Raw genomic sequence first — 22,120 nt, 5'->3', positions numbered from 1 at the left:
AAAATGTTAAAGTTAATTTATGCGCTTTTATACGATCGCTTATCGTTTTAACGCCAGAATTGTCATGTTTCTTAAATCAAAAATCAGCACATTGGTCGTGGCGGGAATGGTGAAATAAGAATCGCGATTACCTTTTACAGTTCCCCCTCCCATTTCGGTTACTTTTCTTAAAGTGAGCGTCAGAGTCTGGGCCACACCATCAGATGTGGGTGGAGCGCTAAATGCGTAAGCTAGATTTTTGTTATTACTGTTATCCCCAGTCACGATAAACTTGGTAGTGCCCACTTTACCGCCGGTATAGACCAAAACTTGCGGGTCGGCCAAACTTACCTGGCAATCCATTTTAACCGGAGTTCCCCAACCATTAATACTTCCGTGCATCCATAAATCCGTCACAGTGGTCGTATAAGGTTGATCTCCCGTCCAGGTCACGGTCTTTGCTGCGAGGGCTTTTGCCGGTGAATAGATCGTTGCTGTGGCTTTCTGCATGTTGACCACCACGCGGTATTCTCCAGCAGTTTCTATTTTCCAGGAGAACACACGCTCTCTCATCTTGATACCGACAGCGTTTCCATCGTTTAATACTGTGTTTCCATCGGCAGTAACCACATAATTGGTCTCCCCGTTAAATTCGACCGGAATTTCGAGTTCGCCCGGCTGTAAATTCAATACATAGGCATATTGATCTAGGTTTTCCAATGTTTTAGGCATCTCCACCTTACTTTCGCCAACGGCACTTCCGCTTAAGAACACTTTATCGGCATCAAAAACGACCGTTTTAATTGGGTTAACGGTAATTCTTACGGTCCGTACTTCGGGTGCCTGAAAAGTGGCGCCACCCTCCCATTGGGCAACCACCCTAAACTCCAGCGTAAAGCTCTTATTTGTGGGTATGCCCCATTTTTCGTTTGCCCAATTTTGCAATTGTTCAGAAGTAAAGCTTCTGCTGAATACATTATCATCTTCATAATTGAATATGGCTGTACCGGTGCCAAAATTGTTCCCAACCACATCTAACATGGTACTATAGCTGACCACATGATCATCTGACTGTGCCCTGGCGGGCTTCCAGTTAAATGTGACAATATCTTTGGTCATATTGACCTCGTCCAGTGTAATGTTTTCTGACGAGGGCTGAAGCTCCATCGTTTCATTGACTTTGGGTATATCCTGAATTTCCTGTTTGCACGATACCTGGCACAGTACCATGCATAAGAAAAATAAAGCTTTGTATAAATAATTGATTATTTTCATTGGTTTATATTTTCACGAACATTTGGATAGTATCACGCGCTTGACTCGCGCAGCTGCTGTTTTATCATCAGACCGGGAAGCTGCCGAAAATACGAATGCTATTCGGACAGCTTCCCGCTACCATTAATTATAACCCGGATTCTGAGGGAATGGTGCTCCTGTATTTGCATCCCTGATCACCTGCGGAATCGGCCACAAGATGTTATTATCTGTGATCTTATCCTTAATGGCGTTATTGTACTTTTTGACACGCTCCACCAATTTGTTGGTACGTACCAAAGTAAACCTTCTGCTTTCTTCCCCGACTAATTCGCGGATACGCTCATCGAGCAGAAAATCCATATCCATCTGTGCGCCGGTAATTTCGGATGCCCCCGCTCTTTTCCGTACCTCATTGACGGCCTGCGCGGCCTTATCAGGCATATTTTGCCCCAAATAGGCTTCGGCAAGCAACAGGTAGGTTTCGGCTAAACGGAATTTCATGCGGTCTTTATAACTACCAGTCAGACTTAAATTTTCAGTACGGCCATAAAAGAATTTGGTAATTGCTGGAAATAGGCTCTTTGTAGTAAACCAGGTCTGTTCGGTAATATTGGCTTTTTTGCCATATAGCGAGGCCTCGTTCGCGTTGTTATAATACCAGTTACGCTTAATATTATAGCCTGAATTACGGATATCATTTGCTTCGAATATGCCGGCCACATTGCCAGTCGCATTGGTACCTGTGGTACCTACCCACCATTTCATCGGTACTAACTGTGCGATACCGCGACCGCCCAGGGTATCAGCCAAAACAAATCCCGTAATCGTTGAGTAGTTCGGTATCCAGGCCCTCCGGGTCCAGTCATCCGAATTGGTACCACCGCCAATGGTGTTAAACTGGAATTGCAAAACCCATATACTTTCTTTGTTGCCGCTTTTTCTATTTTGGTTATTCTCCAGAAATAAATCGCTGAATACATCGCCGGGCTTACTGTTATTTACGCCGTATCTATTTTTCATGAGGTTATAATAACCGCTATTAATGACCGCCAATGCCGCCTTTTCGGCTTCGATATGATTGCCCTGCAACAGATAGATTTCGCTCAGCAAATGGCTTGCCGCCCATTTGGTCAGCTTCCCTTCTTTGACGCCGTCCGGATTGGTGGGCAGGTTATCTACGGCAAACTTCAGGTCGTCTACCATATGTCCGATAACTTCGGCTTTTGGTGTACGGGTAAAATTCAGCTGAAAATCATATAGAATGGTTTCTACATAAGGGACATCGCCGTAGAGATAAACCAAGGTACGGTAGGCATAAGCCCGAAAGAAGCGGGCCTCAGCCTGGAAGCGGGCTTTATCTTCCGGTGTATCCCAATTGGTGTTTTTTTCGGAATAAACCAACATGAGGTTTGCCGATGAAATAAGATTATAAGCCCAATTCCAGTAGGTACCCACAAACCGCTCTGAGGCTGTAAGTGTAAGGTTGGCAAAAGCCGTCAGTGAGCCATCGCTATTGATGGCATCAGCGATATCCGTAGATACTTGCAAGGCTTCGTATGGACAGGCACCATTGTGGATAAAGGCGCCACCTTCGCCATAGGTATTGTATTCTGACCGGGTGAGTGTATATAAACCTGCGCTGCCCACCTCGAAACCATAGGTGCTGGTATAGGTATTGGATGGCGCCAGTTCAGTTTTCAGCTCTTCTTCCAGAAACTTCTTACAGCCCCCTAGAGAGAACAATACCATAAGCCCCAAACTTGTTGTGATAATATTTTTCATTTTCATGTCCTATTCGATTAGAAGTTTACATTTAAGCCAAACATATACGATCGTGCCGTTGGATAAGAGGCCATCCAGGTGTTGTCGTAATTGAGTACCTCCCTGATATTAGAAATAGTATTGAGATTGTTGACGCTGACGTTTACATCAATACCATTTACACCTACCTTTTTAGCAATTTTGTGTGGCAACTTATAGCCAAAGGTGATGTTCTTTACCTGTACGTAGCTCACCTTTTTATAATAGCCGTGTCCCAATGGATTGAGATAGCCCGGCGAAACGATCGTCGCATTGGGATTCTCGGGCGTCCAATAATTGGCATCGTGTACATAGTTGGTAATTCCGAAAGTCCAGGCCCCTAGATTGGCCATGTGATCATCGCGCCATACATCAAAAACACCTGTAACCAACGCGGATGCATAAAAATTTTTGTAAGAAAACCGGTTGGCTAAAGAAGCTGTATAACGTGGATTTTTAGATCCGATGACCACTCGATCACTCGCTTCTATCTTGCCGTTACCATCGCGATCGTACAGCTTGGCAGCTCCGGGCGCTACCCCATCAACAGTAATGGTTTCTCCATTTTGCCATACACCGATCATTTTATAATCGTAGAATACTCTTAATGGTTGACCAATAAACCAGTTGTTGGCAATATCATCGATACCATCCCCCCTCAACTCGACAATTTTGTCTCGGTTTAAGGAAAACACAGCAGTCGTATTCCATTGAAAATTTTCTCCTTTAACGTTCGCTGAGTTTAAGGTGACCTCAATCCCTTTATTTTGGGTCGCACCAATATTGTCCCAAATTCGGTTATACCCATTCATGATTGGTACGGTACGGGTCATGAGCAAATCTCTTGTTTTGGAAAGATAGGCATCGACGGTACCGCTCAACCTGTTTTTAAACAATTGAAAATCTAGACCAAGGTTGGTCGAATAGGTAGTCTCCCATTTCAAATTAGGGTTACCCACGCCATCTCCCGCCAAATAGGCTGTTGTAACGGCCGTTCCATCGTCACCCCAAATGTATTTTACATTTGAATAAAGACGGTCTAATGTGCGGTAGGGTGTAATCGCTTGGTTACCATTGGCGCCGTAAGAAAGACGAATTTTAAGCATGTCCAGCCATTTGGCGTTATCTTTCAGAAAACGCTCTTCTCCGATTTGCCATGCCGCTGCGGCAACTGGGAAAAATGCGAATTTATTGTTTATACCAAATACGGAAGCTCCATCCGTACGCCCGGTTAAGGTCAATAGATACTTGCCTTTATAAGCATAATTTATTCGGCCCATATAGGATAACATTGCGGATTCGGATAAGGAAGCGCTGTTGGAAACAAGCCGGCGGGCCGAACCGATCATAAAGTATTCGGTATCATCGGTTACAAAACCTGCTCCGCTCTGGGCTGTTGACCAGCTTTTTGTTTTTTGCATACTGAATAAACCCGTCACATCAAAACGATGATCGCCGATCTGCCGCTCATATTTGAGCAGGTTCTCCCAGGTATAATCGTTATAATTGGAATTGTTGATGGAAGCACTCCCTCCGGCCTGTGTACCTTGATCCCTGCCTTCAAAGGTGTTGCGTCCGTAATAGGTTCCTGTAAATCCGTTCCGGTAATTATAACCAAAATTTGATCGTAAGGAGAGCCCTTCCACAGGCAGCAAAATGTTGGCGTAGCCAGAAAGAAAGAAGTTGTTATTATACCTATCCTGAATGGCATTGACGTTGCGCATCGGATTGACAATCAATGAATACTCCATGGGCTCGGGCACATACTTTCCCGATTCGTCTTTATAGCTGCCATAAGGACTTTGTTTTATAGCATGTTCCAAATTGGGCGTAATACCACCGTCGCTTTTTCGGGTATATTGCAGGCCAACACCAGTCGTTAACCACTTATTAAAAGTCTGATCAACATTTGTGGTTATATTTAAACGTGACAACTTGGAATTGTACACCACACCTTCTTGGTCTAAAGCTGCCAGAGCAGCCATATACTTTGTATTTTCGGTACCACCGGAAATGCTCAGCTGATGATCCATGGTCATGGCTTTTCGAAAGACGTAATCCTGCCAATTGTTAGTAATACCTTTCGCATAATTGCCACGCTCCGTTACGCTAATAATATCGCCTGCAATAGGATCCAACAAAGCACCGGTGTATCCCTGCCTGATACGGGCAATATCTTGTTGAAAGCGGATGTATTCATTTGGGCCCATGACATTGATGCGTTGCATGGGCTCGGCCATACCGATCAAACCTTTGTAATTTACCTGCGCTCTACCCAATGCCCCCCTTTTGGTTTGTATCAGAATAACCCCATTGGCCGCACGCGAACCGTAAATAGCGGCCGCGGAGGCATCTTTTAATATAGAAAGGTTCTCCACGTTGTTAGGATCTATATCTGCCAGTGAACCGCTATACGGAATACCATCCAAGATAATCAGTGGACTATTATTTGCCGAGATAGAATTTTCACCGCGTATCAGCAAGGTTTGCGATGCTCCTGGCGCGGCCTCTCCGGTAGTAATGGAGAAACCGGCCACTTGTCCCACCAAACGATCCATCAGATTGGAGGTAGATACCATGATGAGCTGCTCTTTTCCCACTACGGCCAAACCACCTGTTAAATCCTTTTTCTTGGCGGTACCGTAACCTACGACCACGACCTGGTCCAGGACATTGTTTCCGGACATCTTCACATTGATGACTCCAGATGGATTGACCTTTATTTCTTGGCTATTGAAACCGGTATAAGTAAATAGTAGCGTAGCGGTGGATGCCGCCCGGATGGTATAATGACCATTTGCATCTGTTTGCACCCCGTTTTTCGCACCTTTAATCATGACGGAAACACCCTTAAGTCCTTCTCCTGCATCATTGGTCACCAGACCTTTGACTTGCATTTGATCTGTTGCTTGCGAATAAGCGTAATTGGACGCCACCGATAATAGGGTGGCACTCATTACCCAGCTCCTGAGCCAGATATGTATCTTTTGTATCATTGATTTATATTGGTTAGTTTAAAATTTACTTGCGTTCTTTACGTTCCCTTTCTCGTAAAGACTATGAGTTTAAAAATAGGTCTGCTTCAATAGGCTTGGATTTTTAATTTAACTTCTTGTGATAAATAACATTTCATTGCTGCAAATGCATGCGCGATGCTGATCGAAAAATTTCGTTTTCGGACTCATTGGCGAAGCATAAACTTCTGTTGCGCCTTGCTCATGTTTTTTGTAAAGTTGGGGTTACCCTTCGTGAGCTTAATCACGTGGTCAGGAGGAATTTTCATACACATATTTTGCCTTTTTAAAATTGGTTAAGACAAAACTATCATCATAACCAATTCATAGGGTTCGTTTTTGTACGAAAATGGTTTGATTTTGTACAAATAGCAAAAACAGGTGTTTTTCGCGCTAAAATAGGGATATAGAGCGATTTATAATTATTTTTTTATCTCATTACATGATCAAGGACAACTGTTTCACTTTGTTGTACATCGATCGCTTCATTCTTGCCTTCATAAATAATATCCCTGAAACTAGCCTGCGAGATACCTTTGGCTTTTATAGGCTGATGGCTGATTAGATTTCGTACGAATAGGCCCTTCACATGTTCGGCATATTCGACAACCAAACCGTGTTTCGCTAAAGGACTGATGACCATATTCTCGATAAAAACATTGCTTATCCGAAGTTTACCCACGGGCATAATCCGTATGGATCGGTGTGAAATGGAATAGAAGTCCTGCCAGTTCTGAAGATAAATAGTCGAAATATTGTCGATTTGGCCCCTATAGATCGATCCACTGACCACATTGACATTTTCTTCGCCTGCTCCCACACCAGTATCTGTCAACCCGATATTAATAAAGTCGTCACCGCTTTTACCTCTGCAATTCGCAATAAGAATATTTTTACAGCCAAAACGTATGCCCATACCGTCCTGGTTCAAGATCTGTTTGTCTGCTCCATCAACAGTGACGGCCTGCCTCACGTTAAAAGTCATATCGCTTACCTTACCGTTTGTACAGCGTTCCAATACCAGTCCATGCCCATGATAATCTTTTAATGTAATGCCGCTCACCTCAAATACATCGGTATGCGCCAATATGATGGCGTGGTTTCGCCATCCGCCTTTTTGGTTCTCCCCGGCTTTGCCAGCATCAGTACCGTAGGATTGTCCAAATCCGCTGGGGTTGAGGGACAAGGTTTTATTATGGTCACCGGTAGCCCTAGGATGATCAGCTCCTTCTAAAAGGACATTTCCTTTTCCAATAATCCGGATATTCTTTGAGGGCACGATGTCTTTGATTGCCAGTCCGGTATTTGCCGAACGGATAAAATTATCTCGGCATTTATCCGATAACTTAATGGTACAGTTGTTCAATTCGAGTTCAAAATCACTAGGAAGCAAAATGGCCTGATCAATGAGCCAGATACTTTTTTTCGCTACCGCATCATATTTAGGGATCACTACTTTTCCAGTCGTATTTTTTGCTTCATTTATGGCTTTTTGTATCCGCTCTGATTGTGTACCCGTTTTATAGTTATTCGGACTAATATAAGTTTCCTCTACCGTTGGGGTAACAGCTGCTGCCAGATAAATTACATTGCACAAGCAAATTAAATAGGTGAGCAAAAGCGCTTTTTTTAAAATTGTCATTTTCATCATCGTTAGGATTTCAATAATATAGGATTGTCTTTCGCTAGTCTGAAAGGCATTATCGTTTTATTTTGGATGTCTTTTTTATTTCTTTCCACTCAAAACCTTCTTCTTAAACTCTGAAGGGCTTAGATCAAACTGCTTTTTGAAACAGACACTAAAATATTTGGCGTTGTTAAACCCGGTCTGGTAAGCAACCTCCGCTACCGTCAAATCCGATTTCTCCAACAGATAAGCACTTCTCTTCAGGCGCATATTCAAAATAAATTCTTTGATCGACATCCCCACAATATCATGTATTTTTTGATAGAGAATGGTTCTGCCCACATTCATATCAGCCACAAAATCTTCTACGGAATAACTGGCATTGTCAATGTTTTCTTCAATGACCTGAATGGCCTTAATCAGTAGCTCCTCGTCCATGGAGGTGACGGTAACATTGGAGGGATCTACCTGAATATGTTTACTGTATTTTTCTTTAAGTTCCTGCTGATTTCTTAAAATGGTTTCTGTTTGTTGCAAGAGATAGTCGACATGAAAGGGTTTATCAATAAACACATTGGCCCCATATTCCAATGCTTTTATTTTATTCTGATTATCATCTCCGGTACCCGAAATCATGATAATAGGAATATGGCTCGTCTTAAAATTTTGTCTAAGGTTACGGCAGACTTCCAAACCACTGCGATTTGGCATGATCAGATCGGTAATAATGAGTTGCGGATATATTTTTTCAGCTTTTGTTAAGCCTTCTTCTCCGTCACTTGCCGTATATACATTATATTTTTCGGCCAGGCGCTGCTCCAGATAGACACGAAGTTGTTGATCATCTTCAATGAGCAAGATATTATCTGTTTTTTTGATAGGGATAGATCCGCTTTCAGGCATTGCTGTATCCTGCGTGATAATCTCGTCGATTTCAGAAACGGTATAATCATACACGTTAGACTGCATATCGCCTGAACCGGCCTGTTTTCTTAAAGGTAAGGAAATGGTAAATGAAATTTTATCGGTTTTATTGACCATCCATATTTTGCCCTCAAGCACATCTACCAGTTCTTTTACAATGGCAAGCCCTAGTCCTGAACTTTCTTCAAAAGTTGGCTTATGCGACGACAGCCGGTTGAAAGAGGTATACAACGTTGCAATCTGTTCTTCGGAAAAACAATCGCCTGTATTTAAAACTTCGATGGAGATATATTCTGTCTCCTCTGGGTTTAGCACCGAAAACCGTTCTTTTTCTTCTGCTGTAGCACTATAGATACGTACGCCCACATACCCATTGTCAGGTGTATACTTTAGGGCATTGGAGAAAAGATTAGTCAATATTTTCTCGATAATATCATAATCAAAAGCAACATGTAAACTGTCCTTATGTGCAGAAATATTGGTTTCAACGCCTTTTTTATTGGCATAGAGCTCAAATAGGCCAAATATATCTTTTACAAAATTGATAAAATCGCCAATTTGCGGATTGAGTGTAATTTTTTGGCTTTCGATTTCGCGAAAACGCAGCAATTGGCTAATCATGCGTTGTATTCTGGAGACATTCCGCTCTATTAAATCCATATAAACCAAAGCAGTGTCATTGGCCGCAATTGTTTCTTTGAGTTGCTTAAGCGGCTGTAATACCAGGGTTAGCGGTGTTTTTAAATCATGTGAGATATTGGTAAAAAAGTCAGTACGTGCTTGGTTCAGCTCTTGCATATTCTGCTCTTTTAAACGCTCGAGTGCCAAACGCTCCTTAAACACTTTTTTATTGCTGTAATACCGCATAATGAAAAAGAGCAGGGCAAAAACAAGTGCTGCATAGAAACAATAGGCCCACCAGGACAAGAAAAATGGCGGATCGACATGGATGTATAATCGCGATATTTGATCGCCCCACTGTCCATCATTGTTGGAAGCCTTGATTTCGAAGGTATAATCTCCGCCCGGAAGATTGAGAAACTGTACGGATTTCTGACCTGCATGACTAATTTGCCATTCTTCGCCAAGTCCCAACATCCGGTAAGCAAACTGATTCTTATCTGCGGATAGATAGCTATTTGCCGAAAACTTGATCTCGACATTAGGCTGGCTACTTGAGAGCCTTATCTTGTCTTCTTTTTGATTGGAAAGGCTACCAATATCTTTCTTCAAAATTGACGAGCCGTCATCTGCTTTCACTAATTTGTTGTTGACCAAAAATCCTGTAAAAAATACCTTCGGTTTTTGCAGATTTTTATTGAGGTATGCGGGATCGAAAAGCAAAAATCCATTGGTGCCACCAAACAGCATTTCACCCCTAGAAGTCTTGTAAGCGGCATGAATATAAAATGAACCAATCTTATTTTCTTGGTAAAACCTAGCTTTTTCAAATTTCCTGGATTTCCGATCGAAACAATAAAGACCATCACTAGTACTTAACCAGACATTTTTCGTGGTGTTATCTTCTAATAGGCCAAATACCATTTTCACAGGAAATCCGCTACCTGCACTATAATTGATGTATGTTCCATCTTTTTTGAGCACATTTACACCTCTGCCCAATGTTCCCAACCAGACTTCGCCATTTGAGGTGAGTGTATAACTGCACAGGTAATTTGCAGAATAGGAGGCATCTTTGACCAGGTAGTGTTTTAACACCTTTAACGTGTAGGTATCTACAACAAAAAAACCTTGATGGCTAATTAAACAGAGCTGATTTTGGTTATTCACATATATTGCTTCGACTTCCAGATTCAATTTTTTGCCCTTAGCGTCGATGACGTTTACCATTTCTATATTGCCTAGCCGCTTTTTTCGGTATAAAAATGACTTATCGGGATCTGTCATCCACCAGGTGCCTTCTTTATCGTTTACAAAATCATAAACGGTTAACGGTTGCTGGCTTTCCGGCGAATGGAAATTAAAACTGCTGAAACGTTGATTGTCCACATCATAACCGCCGATACCACCATTATAGGCAGAAATCAACAGGCTTTTGCTCGTACCGTCAAATTTCAGGCGTTTGATCATTTGGGGAGTTGATGAACTACCCTGCGATTGTTCAGGACGAATAAACTGATCTTTTTTTCTGTTCCAGTAATTCAGGCTCCCCCCCTCGGTGCCGATCCATATATTTCCCAGATGATCTTCCTGAAAACTGCTGACAATAGGATGATTTAGACCTCCTGGACTGGGTTTAAAGTAGCGTACCCGGGAATCGAAAAGTGAGCAATAGGCTATTTTACCACCGTAGGTACCTATCCAGGCTCCTTGATCCGGATCTGCATAAATTGTCCATATCGAGTTATTAGGCAATGAATAAGCATCGTTCAGGTTCATCTGCAAAGCGCTGCGGCTTTCATTAACGGGATCATAAAGAAATAATCCGGCTTGTGTAGCCACCCAGATCACTCCAGTTTGGTCCACATACATCTTTTTGGTTAAAACAGATGAATTTTCCCCCATGCTTACGGGAATTTTATGTTTTAAGGTGCCTGTCAAGTCTGTTACATGGATCCCGCCCCGCTGTGTCAAAAAATAATAGGAGCCACGGTATGCGACAGCATCGTTCACCTGGTTGACCGTACCGCCAAAATCCGCAAACCGGACCAGGTTTTTTTTTGTCATTTCTACTTTGTATGTGATCGCGCCTTCCGTTAAAAACACATAGTCTTTGGTACTTAATATATTTTGGAAATACTTGTCTTTGGGCAATAAAAAGCTTTCTGTTTTTTCATCTTGTGGATGATAACGAAGTACACTATTGTCTGAAAGCATGTAAAGCTGGCCATCGCCATGTACACATAATGATCGGATTTTTCCTGGGACCACGACAATGAAAGAAAATCGCTCGTAATCAAATTTTAATAAGCCGTGGCCCGAAGCTAAAAATAGATTTCCCTCTTTATCCCGAATTAACGACCCATAACCCATTTTCTGCTTCGGTTTGATCGCAGAAACGATATCGTTTAATTGATAAAAGCTGTTGCCATCGTACATGAATAGCGCATCGGGGCCGGTGTACCAGATACGCCCTAAACTGTCTTTTGCGATGCTTTGTATACCGCCGTAATACGAAGTTTCGGGCATCAGGTGAAACCTGTACCTCGAGAGATCAATACCGAGAACAGATTGTCCAAAAAAAACAATGAAACATATGATCAAACTGTATTTTTTCATTTACCAATCCTACTAAAGCTGTTTAAATTTCGATTAAAGATTTCTACCTGCCGGACTGCCATCAAAATGCCGAACTGTATTTTATTAAGACAAGTATTTCTTTAAGCTACGATTCTCTTTCAATTACGCAAAGGGCTGTCTCAAAATTTCGCCATAAGTTCCTTTTTACTCTTTCAAATACATTCTAAAATCCTAACTCCTATTTACTTAAAAATAGGAGTTGGGGACAAACTTATCTTCTTTTGTTGATTGTTTTTGAGTTCGAAGATCACTAGCTCATTTTTGCCAGGTACTAAATCTTCCGAAGGAATTAATATCGACTGTTGTTTTTCTTCTTCCCAATAGGCCCCCAAATATCTTTGATTTAACCACACCTCTCCCATTCCCCATCCGGTCATATTAAGATACATATTTTGAGGACGACTGAAATCGAATTGACCTTGATAGAAACCGGGTGTATCAGTGCCTGGGTTTTGTTCAAACACCAAATCCTTTATTGGATAGTTGCGTACATTTAAGGGAATCATTTTCCAGTTTTGGACGTTGTTTCCATCTAAGGTAACGTTGCCAAACAGCCCTTTTGAATTATCCGTAATTTCTGGTCCATAGGTGATCCGGCTAATGTTCTCTACATAAAATTGGAGTGTGTGATTGCCCGGATCTGCTTTGATGGCTAATTTTTTACCTTTATCAGTTAAGGTGCCCTGTAACTTGCCGTCCATATAGACCACGGCATAATCACGTACGTTTTCCAATTCCAGCTCTCCGCTTTCGGTATCGGTATCGGTATTTATCTCTGTCTGATAAAGCACATAGCCAAATTCAATGTTCAAATCGTTCATGGGCAATGCATCTTCGGCTTCCACAGCCTCTTTATAAACTTGGGATACAGGAGCTTTTCGCTCTAATATAATTTCCTGTGCCATTAGGGTCTGGCCTAAAAGAAATGTCATCATCGGAAATACAACTGTTTTTAGCATCGTTTAAACCTTTCTTATTTTGTTAAAAATGAATGAATAAAAGTTTCGTCCAAAGTTACTTGCGGTGAAAATTTATCGCTGTTCACATAATTATCAATACTGTACAACAATTGCTGGGTAGCCGGACGCTTATCCATATCTGTTTTTGTATCCAATGCCAGCAGCAGCAGTTTCCCGCCATTCACCTTTGCTTCGAAACCAATACCTAATTTTTGGTTGTTATCGTAGCTGTCGATGACCTGTATAAAGGGACGCAGTTGTTGTGGTGTATGTTGCATTTCGATTACTTTTGCATAGTTCAGGATATCCCACCATTGCCAATCGGTATGATACGAAGTAAGGAAATCCTTAAACATGGCCTGTTCATGATGGACCAGGTTGCCGATTGTCATCGGTGCCCAAGCAAACATAATGGGGTTCCAGAAATGATTATGAAACATTGATTTTCGACCTTTCACGCTGGCTGGAGATGGATAAAAAACAACTGTTTTGCCTTGAGCTAACTGTTTCTTTGCTGCATCATCGTAAATATCGGTGTACAATACTTTATCTGTAGACTGCATCAGATTTTGATGTCTGGGATATACCCAAATGTCCCAGCTGTTTTTAATCGTGTCATTAACCGCAAGATGGACGGTAACCTTCTGGCTGCTGATGTTTTTTAGGGGGATCTCAAATTCACCGACTGGCGATACATGTTCGTTGGCAATGGTTTGCTTTTTCAAGGTTCCCTTTTGCAATACCCGGCCAGCTGTATCGGTCATCCACCATTTAATTTTGGCATTTTCAAGGGCTGAATTGCTAAAGTTATAGACCTCTGCTTTTCCCCTAAATGTTTCGCTATCGAAATAACTACTTTTATCGTATCGCAAAAGAGCGACTGTTGGCGCACAAAACTCCCTGAATTTTTCGGCGGTGACCAATCCTTTCGAATCCCAAAACGGATCGAAGATTCCTACAGGGGCGTACCCTTGTCCAGGAAAATCGTTCATTGACAAGAGCTGGAAGCCTGCAGATTTACCGGAGCGCAACAAGCCTTCGATCACGGCCTTGTACTCCAGCACGGTCAGCGCACCAGACGCCCGAAAGAAGTCGTTCGCTTGATCCAGCATGCCATTCTTTTTCAGCAGATCTCTAAATACTTCAAAATTGCGGGCTTCAACGGGGCTGTTGGCATACTTCTTTATCTCATCAAAATTCGGATAAATACATCGCTGTCCCGATTCGTGCGAAATGACTGGAACATCTACATCAGATTCCATATTCTTATCCCAGTCGGTACCGGGTAGACCTTCGTAAACCTTTACGGGCCCCCTATTGGTCTGCTGAGATACGTAATATTGATCCGATTTGACCCTTGTTCGAGCTGTAGAACCGCTATACAAATGTCGTGGATCAGCTTTTCTGCCTTCGGCGGTCAGTTCTTCGATAAAATCGAAGTTGCCGGTAATTTCATTGCCGTTACAGTACAAAATAAACGAAGGATGGTTGCCGTACTCTTTCAAAATAGCCTTAATTTCCCTACGGAAGAAGTTATATCTGGCTTCGTCTGGTTCAGCATCTTTGCCCCACATGGGCATCTCCACCTCAAAGTAAATTCCATGTTTATCCGCCATGCGAAAGGCCGCTGCCGGAGGGCACCAGGAATGAAATCGCAAATGGTTCATCCCATATCCCTTCATCAGTAACATAATTCGCTCCCATGAGGCATCATCGAGTGGAACGTGTCCTGTTTTGGGAAATACAGCATTTTCTACATTGCCTCGTAAATGAATAGGGTGATTATTGAGCAAGACGTGGTTTTTGCCTTGCTTTACTTCACGCATTCCAAAAGTTGTCTTTTTTTCGTGCTGGTAGGCATTTTTTCCATCTGAAGTTGTCAACTGGCAGCTTATCTGATAAAGATTAGGATTAAACTCGTCCCATAATTTCATGTTCTTACCCAGCGCGATATTGGTTTCCACAAAAGTTACCGAATCGGTACTGACTACTGCAACTTCTTTTTTTAGGCTATGATTTGTGCCTGTAATCGTAAGAGAAACTTTACCCTCTATCTTTCTTTTGGTATCATTATTTACCTGTAATCTTACTTTTATGGAATGGTCGGTTATGTTGGGATAAACCTGAAGGTCTTCCAAATAAACAGGATCTATGGCCATTAATTTCATCTCTCCTAAGATACCGTTCCAATTAATTTGGGTAAATTCGGTATGCGCATGGTTCCACTTATGGGTATTATACTGAAACCTATTATCGATACAAACCGTAATTCGATGCGTTTTTCCGGCCTTTACAAATGCTGTAAGATCGTGGCTGTGGGGGACACTTACATAATCGATACGGCTTACTTCCTTGGTATCCACATAAATTGAACTTAACCAGTGGGTACGCTCAAAATACATGACTATTTTTTTACCTTTCCAGGAGGCAGGAATTTCGATATCCCGTTGGTACCATGCCGGTCCCATGTATTCGTATTTTCGGGTCAGACGGTCAATATATTTGTACGGATTTTTATGTCCTATCTGATAATCATCGGTAATGCCAGGAAGTTTGATCGTTTCTTGTAAAATGTGATTATAGCGCGGCGACAGCGAGCCTCTACGGAAATCCATGACATCGGTCTGGAAACCCCAAGTACCCGATAAATCGATGACATCTTGCGCTTTTAACAGGGTTGCCTGCACTAAAAGCCCCAGTAAGCATATCATTTTAATGTATTTGTATATACTTATCCTGTATTCGTCTATTTTGTGTTTCGATTTTTTTTGTGCTTTCATTCTTTTAGTAAATATTTTTGTGCGCAACGATGAAAAAACTAGTGTTATTGTGATAATCTTCTTTAGGCCCTGTTTTGGAAGTACAAGGATTGAGGTCTTATTTATTATCATAATATTCCTTCATTAAAAACCAGGCTTTTTTTCGGTACCCTTGATCTGATACTAATCCTTTGCGGTTCCAGCCGTCTTGGTTGATCGGATGAAAACGGAATGGCGAACGGAAATCAAAAAGTACCCAGGGCGAAGTTCCGCGCAGGTTTGGAATATGCTTAAACATTTCGAGGTTATTTTTATACAAGGTTGCTTGGTAATCTTCGCTCCATGAACTGACAACATCTGCATCGCCGGTATTGCCGTACAACGCCTCTGCCCCAAATTCAGAAATAATTAACGGTTTCCCTCTTGCCACTTCCCATCTGGCTTTATCAGGGGTGATTGGCCAGGGATGGTACCAGCCCATATATTTGTTAACGGCTACTACATCCAATTCGTTGACAAAAGAATCGTCCATGACAAATACCTGTTTCTCTTTTTGAAAACGGACCAAATCAAAAGCGGCGGTAACCAGTCTGGTGGTATCCATACTTTTGCAGGTTGTTATCAAATGCCTGATAAAATTATTTCTAGATTCGGACGGCTGGGTTTCGTTAGCCACACCCCAAAAAGTGAGGGCACAGCGATTTTTGTCTCGAGAGACCATTTCACGCATCATTTTGCCTGCTTTTTCTTTGGTCGAGTCATTTTCAAAGTCGATCCCCTGCCATATGGAAATTTCTTCCCACAACAAAAAGCCCATTTTTTCGGCCGTCCGCACGATATATTCATTTTGCGGATAATGTGCTAATCGAATCATATTGCAACCTAAAGCTTTAGCTTCTGAAAGCAGCATTACTGCATCTGACTGCGAAAAAGCACGGCCTCTGCGTTGCGGTATTTCCTCATGAAATGAAATGGACTTTAGAAAAATAGGCTGGCCGTTCAGAAATATATCTTCCCCCTTAACCCCAATATTGCGAAAGCCGATCTCCTCCTCTATCTGATCCTCTTGGCTTAAAATCTTTACCGTATACAGTTTTGGTGCAGCTGGCGACCAACGTTTAATTTCCCTTGATGTAAATGACGTCTTTACTTCTCCCTGAGCATCTGTCTTGAGCGTTTGAGTAAGTTGCAATTCCGGTATTTCGATGGTAATGGAAGAATTGGCCAGCTTATCCGAGAGCTTTACATGAACATTGATTTTATCGGCTTCGGTTTTGTCTAATTGAATAAAATAATCGTCAATAAAAACTTTTGGCGTGCTTACCAAAAAAACATCACGGGTAATGCCGCCATAGTTCCACCAATCAAAGGCCATTGCCGGAATGGCATCTACCTGCCGGGTATTATTGACCTCGACTGCCAAAAAATTATCCTTTTCTTTAACCACATCCGTTATTTCCACCTGAAACGGTGTAAAACCACCCTGATGCTGTGCTATTTCTTCTCCGTTGAGGTAAATACGGCAACGATAGCTTACAGCACCAAAATATAAGAACAATCTCCCATTGCTTTCTTTCACTGTGTCAAACTTTCGACCATACCAGATGGTACCTTCGTAGTATTTAAGTTCAGGTAGCTGACTGTTCCAATCCGAAGGCACATTCAGACGTAGACCGTTCTCAAAGGAGTATTCATAAAAATCGGTCTTGCTTTCCGGTTTTTTATTCAGGTAGATTTTGTTTTTTCTGCCCTGGTCGTATAGGTCTACAATAGCGTCCCATTTTCCGTTTAATGATTGTACACGTCTGCCATACACATTGGTCATATTTTGCTGCGCGACAACCTTAAAGGTGATCAGACTAAAAAACAGGGACAATATCAAATATAGATTGCTCAGCTTTATCATAATAGGTTTACTTCTTAATATAATTGTAAGTGCAAGTCGCACATTCGCTAAATTTCTTCGTTTTCAAAATGACACATCGACCGAATACATACATAGCAATTATTATTGCTGATGGGAAAGGGTAAGCACAACAATTTGGTATTTAAGTTAGTGCACTTGCAAGGTTAACAACTTTGTCCAACCATGAACCTGTGGAGCTTCATCAAGCGCTAGCTGAATTGCTGGTTTATTTTTCATTGCGGTATCAACAATAGCGACCGCCCAGTTGTAATTTCCAGCAGGTAAATCTATTTTTGCGTTAAGTTGGTAATTTGCGGCAGTACCTTTCAACCATTTAGACGGATCGCTCTGATGATCTACAAAAATCTTTTTCGCGTTTCCTTTGGCATCTAACAGAGCAAATGCTACTTTATATTTGTAATTCCACTGCGGAATATTATTAGGTAAATAGCCCCAGCCCCTATTTTGCCAACGGTGCGAAATGAGAGCCATTGCACCAGATTTTATCTGTTTGGGCAGCTTGATCTGGTCGGGGTATACACGATAGCCCCCCTCTGTATTAAACCGTTGAACCAGATCAAAGGACTTGAACCAGGATTCGGTTTCTCCTCCCGCCCTAAAATCCATCATATTGACATGAGCTTCGGCCGAAGCGTCAAATTCTCCTTTTCTCACATCCTCATCGTGCCCTTCTCTATATTTTCCACTTGGGTCTTTCCAATAACGATGCTTACCTGGAGCAATAATCCATCCGCCCTCCATAATGATAGGACGCTTGAAATTCCATTTGCTGGCAAAATCTTTTTCCCAATCCTGGTAGTAGCCTGTCATACCAAAAGCATCCTGGCGTAGGCTATAGCCTTTCTCAATCGCTTTGTCCAATAAGCGTTCACTATTTGGGTTGACGGCGCCCCAACTTTCTGGATGACCGACCAAACGATGATAGTTGATAACCAAAGGCACCTTGGTAAAGGTTTGAGCATATAAATTGGTTACCCAATCCAATGTTTCTTCCTTTATTTTTTCGGTACTTTCGGGAGTTGCTATTGTTGGATCTTCATAGACTACAAAATGTGCTTCGCCCCATTTCCCCAAGCCATAGGCATCAATAAAAGAAGTTTTATCAGGATCATTAAATTCTTTTGCTAGAGCTGTGATAAATTTGCTGTAATATTTTCTAAATACCACATCCTGCGGATAGGGGGTCTGTCTATCAGGATACTTTTTATTTTCCAGATAATACTTGGCACCAACTTCAAACACAAATTTAGGCGTATTTTGACCTTGATCACGACCATCTATCACAATTCGGAGTGCGATGGGAAGTCCCCTCTTTTGCGCTCCTTTAATGAGGTTTCCTATTTTGGAGTTTGGATCATCCCAAGCATAAATACCGTCGCTTGGGTTTAGCGAAGACCAGCTCGTACGCACATAACATGCCGAAGCATAATCGATGACCTTAACTTTTTTTCTTAATGCCGGCACAAAATATTCGATATCCCAATATGTATCGTCTGCGTTACGGGGGGCATACATTACCCAGCCATTTAAAGGGTTGCGTAGGAACGAATGGCCGTCGTACTTGGGGTTTAAAATAATATAATCGGCATTGCTCAGGTCATTTTGACCGCTATTTTTTTGACTAAAGCCGAGCAATACAGAAGCGCATAATATGGCTAATAAAATAATTTTAGGTATTCTTTTCAATATCATCTGTCTATTTGTTATTCCATCTCTGAGAAGGTCTTTATGTCTACCACGTTCTATTTATCGAATTTTAGAAATCCGATCATGAAGGCTACTTCGCTCGTATATAGTATACGTTTAAACCCGCGAAGAAAAAGGAAATAAAGTTTTAGGCCTCCCATATATTTTCTCATTCATTTAGTTGGTTATTTAGTGCCCGTATTATCAGCTTTCTTCTTCATGTTAATACATTAACATTTTGTTTTAATCACTGTTAATTTATCTGGACGGTAAACAAAAGTAGATATCCTTCGTTAGGCTTATGGTATTGATTTGTTCAGAAATGGTTCATTTTTGTACAAACAGGGGATTTTTGTATATAAAAAAGTCCAAACTAACTAAATTTTGGTTTCTCAAAATCGGAATGGATCAACAGCAGATTAATTACATCATCCAACATATACTTCTATTATATGAGTGTGATGTCTCAAAGATTGACCCTACCGCGACAAATGTGCATGACATTCATTACCTGGTTGATCTCGTTAATCAGCTCTCCGCTTGCACCCTGCTGGGAGACAAAGGATATCTGTCAGCTGAGATGCAGCTGAATCTTTTCGAGTACTCCAACATCAGGTTGGATACGCCAAAGAAAAACAATCAAAAGAGCTACAAACCTCAATTCAGCTTATTCAGAAAATCAAGGAAGAGGATCGAGACATGGTTTTCCTAGATGTGCGACCAATTTATGGTTAGACGCAATTACGCCAAATCTCTTGACAGTTTTAGAACCAGAATTCTGACAAAGATAACGGCAATGACGGTCATTCAATACATCAACAAAAATATATTCAATAGGAATATCAACAATTTAAAAATAAGCATTATTTAAAATGCACAACGGGTTAACTTTATAATTTTTGCAAAAAATCAGCCAGAAAATTTTATACTAAAGCCTACGAACGATATCTTCATCGATATTGATAAATTTACATTTGTTAGATTCTTCAATTGAATCCTGAAAAATATAAAAATCAAAGAGATTAGAACATGCTTTATCTATATATTTTCCAAATTTCTAACAGTTTAATTTTGAAATCAGACATGCAACTAATATATTAGTTATAAAACTAAAAAACTAGTTATGAAAATCTATTTTACGCTATTATTTATTGTAATTAGCCACTTGGTAACAGGGCAAATTACTATACAAAAATTATTTGAGCTAAATGATCAAATAATTAAAAAGCATCCAGAAAACTATCAGATAGCCATTCAGGAATTCAACAAACTACCGGTGGATAGTATGGATGCAAGAACAAAATCCCTTTTTTATCAATTCCAATCGACTTATCATTCTTTTATTGGCAATTATGATAGTTCAAGATTTTACTGGGATCAGCAATATGTTCACGCGCTTAAAAACGATGAAATAAAATATGACAGTACATTTTATAAACAGCATAACTTTGTCGATGCCAAAAAATTCATCCTGAAAAGAGCCAAAAATGAAAAAGTAGTAATGATCAATGAAGCTCATAACATTCCCTATCACCGCGTATTTGTATCCCAATTATTAAATGGGTTTCGTGAATTAGGTTTCAAGTATTTAGCTATTGAAGACCTTGCAGATCAAAACATTAACACAACACGAATCGTCACAGATACAATAGGGTATTATAGCCACGACCCCCTCTTCGCAGAAATGATCAGGGAAGCGTTGCGACAGAATTTTGTATTGATAAAATATGAGGCCAGAAATACAAATAGTAATCGTATGCGCGACTCATTACAAGCAGTCAACCTAGCGAAATTGCTAGAAACTGACCCTCAAGCGAAACTGCTTGTCTATGCAGGATATGATCATGTCCATGAAAATACGCGAACCAGTTGGAAAAAAATGGCTCAGTTCTTTAAAGAAATGACCAATATTGATCCTTTAACAATATCACAAACTCGACATATTGAACGATATCATACCCAGTTTGAAACTGACGAATTCCTAACCGTAAACAAGTTTGTTTCGTTCAGTGTACCCGTCATCGCTTTAAAAGATCATACCGTCTGGCATGATGACTTCGTAGATATTTCGCTTTTCTACCCCCGCTATCTAACCCCCAATAATCGTCCCAAGTACTTATCAATGAATAGTACTACAAAGGCTCTACCGCTGGATACGTACGGGCAAAAAGGACTTTTTGTTCAAGCTTATTATGCATGCGAAAAACGAGGGCATCGAATACCAGCAGACCAGCTTTTCATCAAAACCACAAAGGAATTTCTATATTTAAGGCCTGGAAACTATATACTTGAATTTAAAAACACAAATGATCAGATTGTAAATACAAAAAGAGTAAGTGTCCGTAAATAACTGTCAAAAAGCCACATCTAACGAGGTGGCCTTAAATAAACATATGATTCACTAGTGGTCAGCCCTGAGTTGACTGGACTCACCACTAGTTATTGGAGACTATTTATATGAGTTGATTGATTTGGACACTTTCCAATCATTACCTTCACGTACCAAAGTTACCAGATCAGTCTTGGTAAAGTCTTCAAATCTTAGTGTTACTTTAGCAACCATAAAGTCGGCAGACTCTTCGATAATGTCAGTAGCTACCGTACAGTTGAGCTTCTCCCCTTTTTGTTTTTTCAAGGATTTGACAACCGCACTACGGCTATGAGACTGTACATTGGAAGCTTGGATCTTTTGGTTGAAATCTTCCGCGAATAATTGCTCAACCCCTGCTGATTCTCCCTCCGTAGTTACAGCAACATAGTGCTCTAAGGCAAAGTCTGCTGTAGAAAGGTTAACGGTTACTTTTTCAGTTTTTGATGCTGGTTTGTTAGCGGCCATAGCGAAAGTGGATACTGCGATTAGAGCTGCTGCTGTGAAGGTTTTTACTAATGAGTTCATAATGTCTTTATTTTATTGTGTTAGTTTTTTT

The 22,120-nt window shown here is 41.1% G+C and carries 11 protein-coding genes and 1 pseudogene; 2 read left to right on the top strand and 10 right to left on the bottom strand.

What is annotated here, in order from left to right; translation table 11 throughout:
• Window positions 1–39: 39 nt before the first annotated feature.
• The 9 genes from DCO56_RS19985 to DCO56_RS19945 form a co-directional block, all read right to left on the bottom strand.
• Window positions 40–1,254 carry a SusE domain-containing protein gene (locus DCO56_RS19985; protein ID WP_219929427.1) on the bottom strand — a complete coding sequence of 405 codons (1,215 nt, stop codon included), beginning with the start codon at window positions 1,252–1,254 and terminating at the stop codon, window positions 40–42.
• Between the two features lie 123 nt (window positions 1,255–1,377).
• Window positions 1,378–3,018, bottom strand: coding sequence for a RagB/SusD family nutrient uptake outer membrane protein (locus DCO56_RS19980; protein WP_108635814.1), 1,641 nt, complete (start codon window positions 3,016–3,018; stop codon window positions 1,378–1,380).
• Window positions 3,019–3,035: 17 nt separating this feature from the next.
• The gene (locus DCO56_RS19975) at window positions 3,036–6,032 is read right to left on the bottom strand and encodes a SusC/RagA family TonB-linked outer membrane protein (protein ID WP_108635518.1); all 2,997 of its coding nucleotides are present in this window, start codon (window positions 6,030–6,032) and stop codon (window positions 3,036–3,038) included.
• 448 nt (window positions 6,033–6,480) lie between these two features.
• Complete coding sequence (locus DCO56_RS19970; protein ID WP_108635517.1) at window positions 6,481–7,701, bottom strand: glycosyl hydrolase family 28 protein; 1,221 nt, start codon at window positions 7,699–7,701, stop codon at window positions 6,481–6,483.
• Between the two features lie 75 nt (window positions 7,702–7,776).
• On the bottom strand, window positions 7,777–11,841 hold the full coding sequence (locus DCO56_RS19965) for a hybrid sensor histidine kinase/response regulator transcription factor (protein WP_219929426.1): 4,065 nt from the start codon (window positions 11,839–11,841) through the stop codon (window positions 7,777–7,779).
• Between the two features lie 203 nt (window positions 11,842–12,044).
• Complete coding sequence (locus DCO56_RS19960; protein ID WP_245935878.1) at window positions 12,045–12,797, bottom strand: hypothetical protein; 753 nt, start codon at window positions 12,795–12,797, stop codon at window positions 12,045–12,047.
• Window positions 12,798–12,835: 38 nt separating this feature from the next.
• Window positions 12,836–15,532, bottom strand: coding sequence for a sugar-binding domain-containing protein (locus DCO56_RS19955; protein WP_108635812.1), 2,697 nt, complete (start codon window positions 15,530–15,532; stop codon window positions 12,836–12,838).
• A gap of 166 nt (window positions 15,533–15,698) precedes the next feature.
• Window positions 15,699–17,486: a glycoside hydrolase family 2 protein gene (locus tag DCO56_RS19950; RefSeq protein WP_108635515.1), complete on the bottom strand. Its 1,788-nt coding sequence runs from the start codon at window positions 17,484–17,486 to the stop codon at window positions 15,699–15,701.
• Window positions 17,487–17,633: 147 nt separating this feature from the next.
• Complete coding sequence (locus tag DCO56_RS19945) at window positions 17,634–19,199, bottom strand: DUF4832 domain-containing protein (protein WP_108635514.1); 1,566 nt, start codon at window positions 19,197–19,199, stop codon at window positions 17,634–17,636.
• 295 nt (window positions 19,200–19,494) lie between these two features.
• On the opposite strand from DCO56_RS19945, the pseudogene DCO56_RS19940 reads away from it, so the two are divergent.
• Both DCO56_RS19940 and DCO56_RS19935 read left to right on the top strand, forming a co-directional pair.
• Window positions 19,495–20,064 (top strand): annotated as a pseudogene (locus tag DCO56_RS19940) (transposase).
• Between the two features lie 252 nt (window positions 20,065–20,316).
• Window positions 20,317–21,543, top strand: a complete 1,227-nt coding sequence (locus DCO56_RS19935; protein ID WP_108635512.1) for a hypothetical protein — start codon at window positions 20,317–20,319, stop codon at window positions 21,541–21,543.
• Window positions 21,544–21,642: 99 nt separating this feature from the next.
• Here the strand turns inward: DCO56_RS19935 and DCO56_RS19930 are convergent, their stop codons facing one another.
• A complete protein-coding gene (locus DCO56_RS19930) occupies window positions 21,643–22,089 on the bottom strand; it encodes a nuclear transport factor 2 family protein (RefSeq protein ID WP_108635511.1) in 447 nt (148 codons plus the stop codon).
• Window positions 22,090–22,120 lie beyond the last annotated feature (31 nt).

Origin of the sequence: Sphingobacterium athyrii (genome assembly GCF_003071065.1) — a bacterium.
In the GTDB taxonomy this organism is placed as follows: domain Bacteria; phylum Bacteroidota; class Bacteroidia; order Sphingobacteriales; family Sphingobacteriaceae; genus Sphingobacterium; species Sphingobacterium athyrii.
Note: the sequence above shows the minus strand (reverse complement) of the source record. Positions and strands in the feature narration are given on the sequence as shown.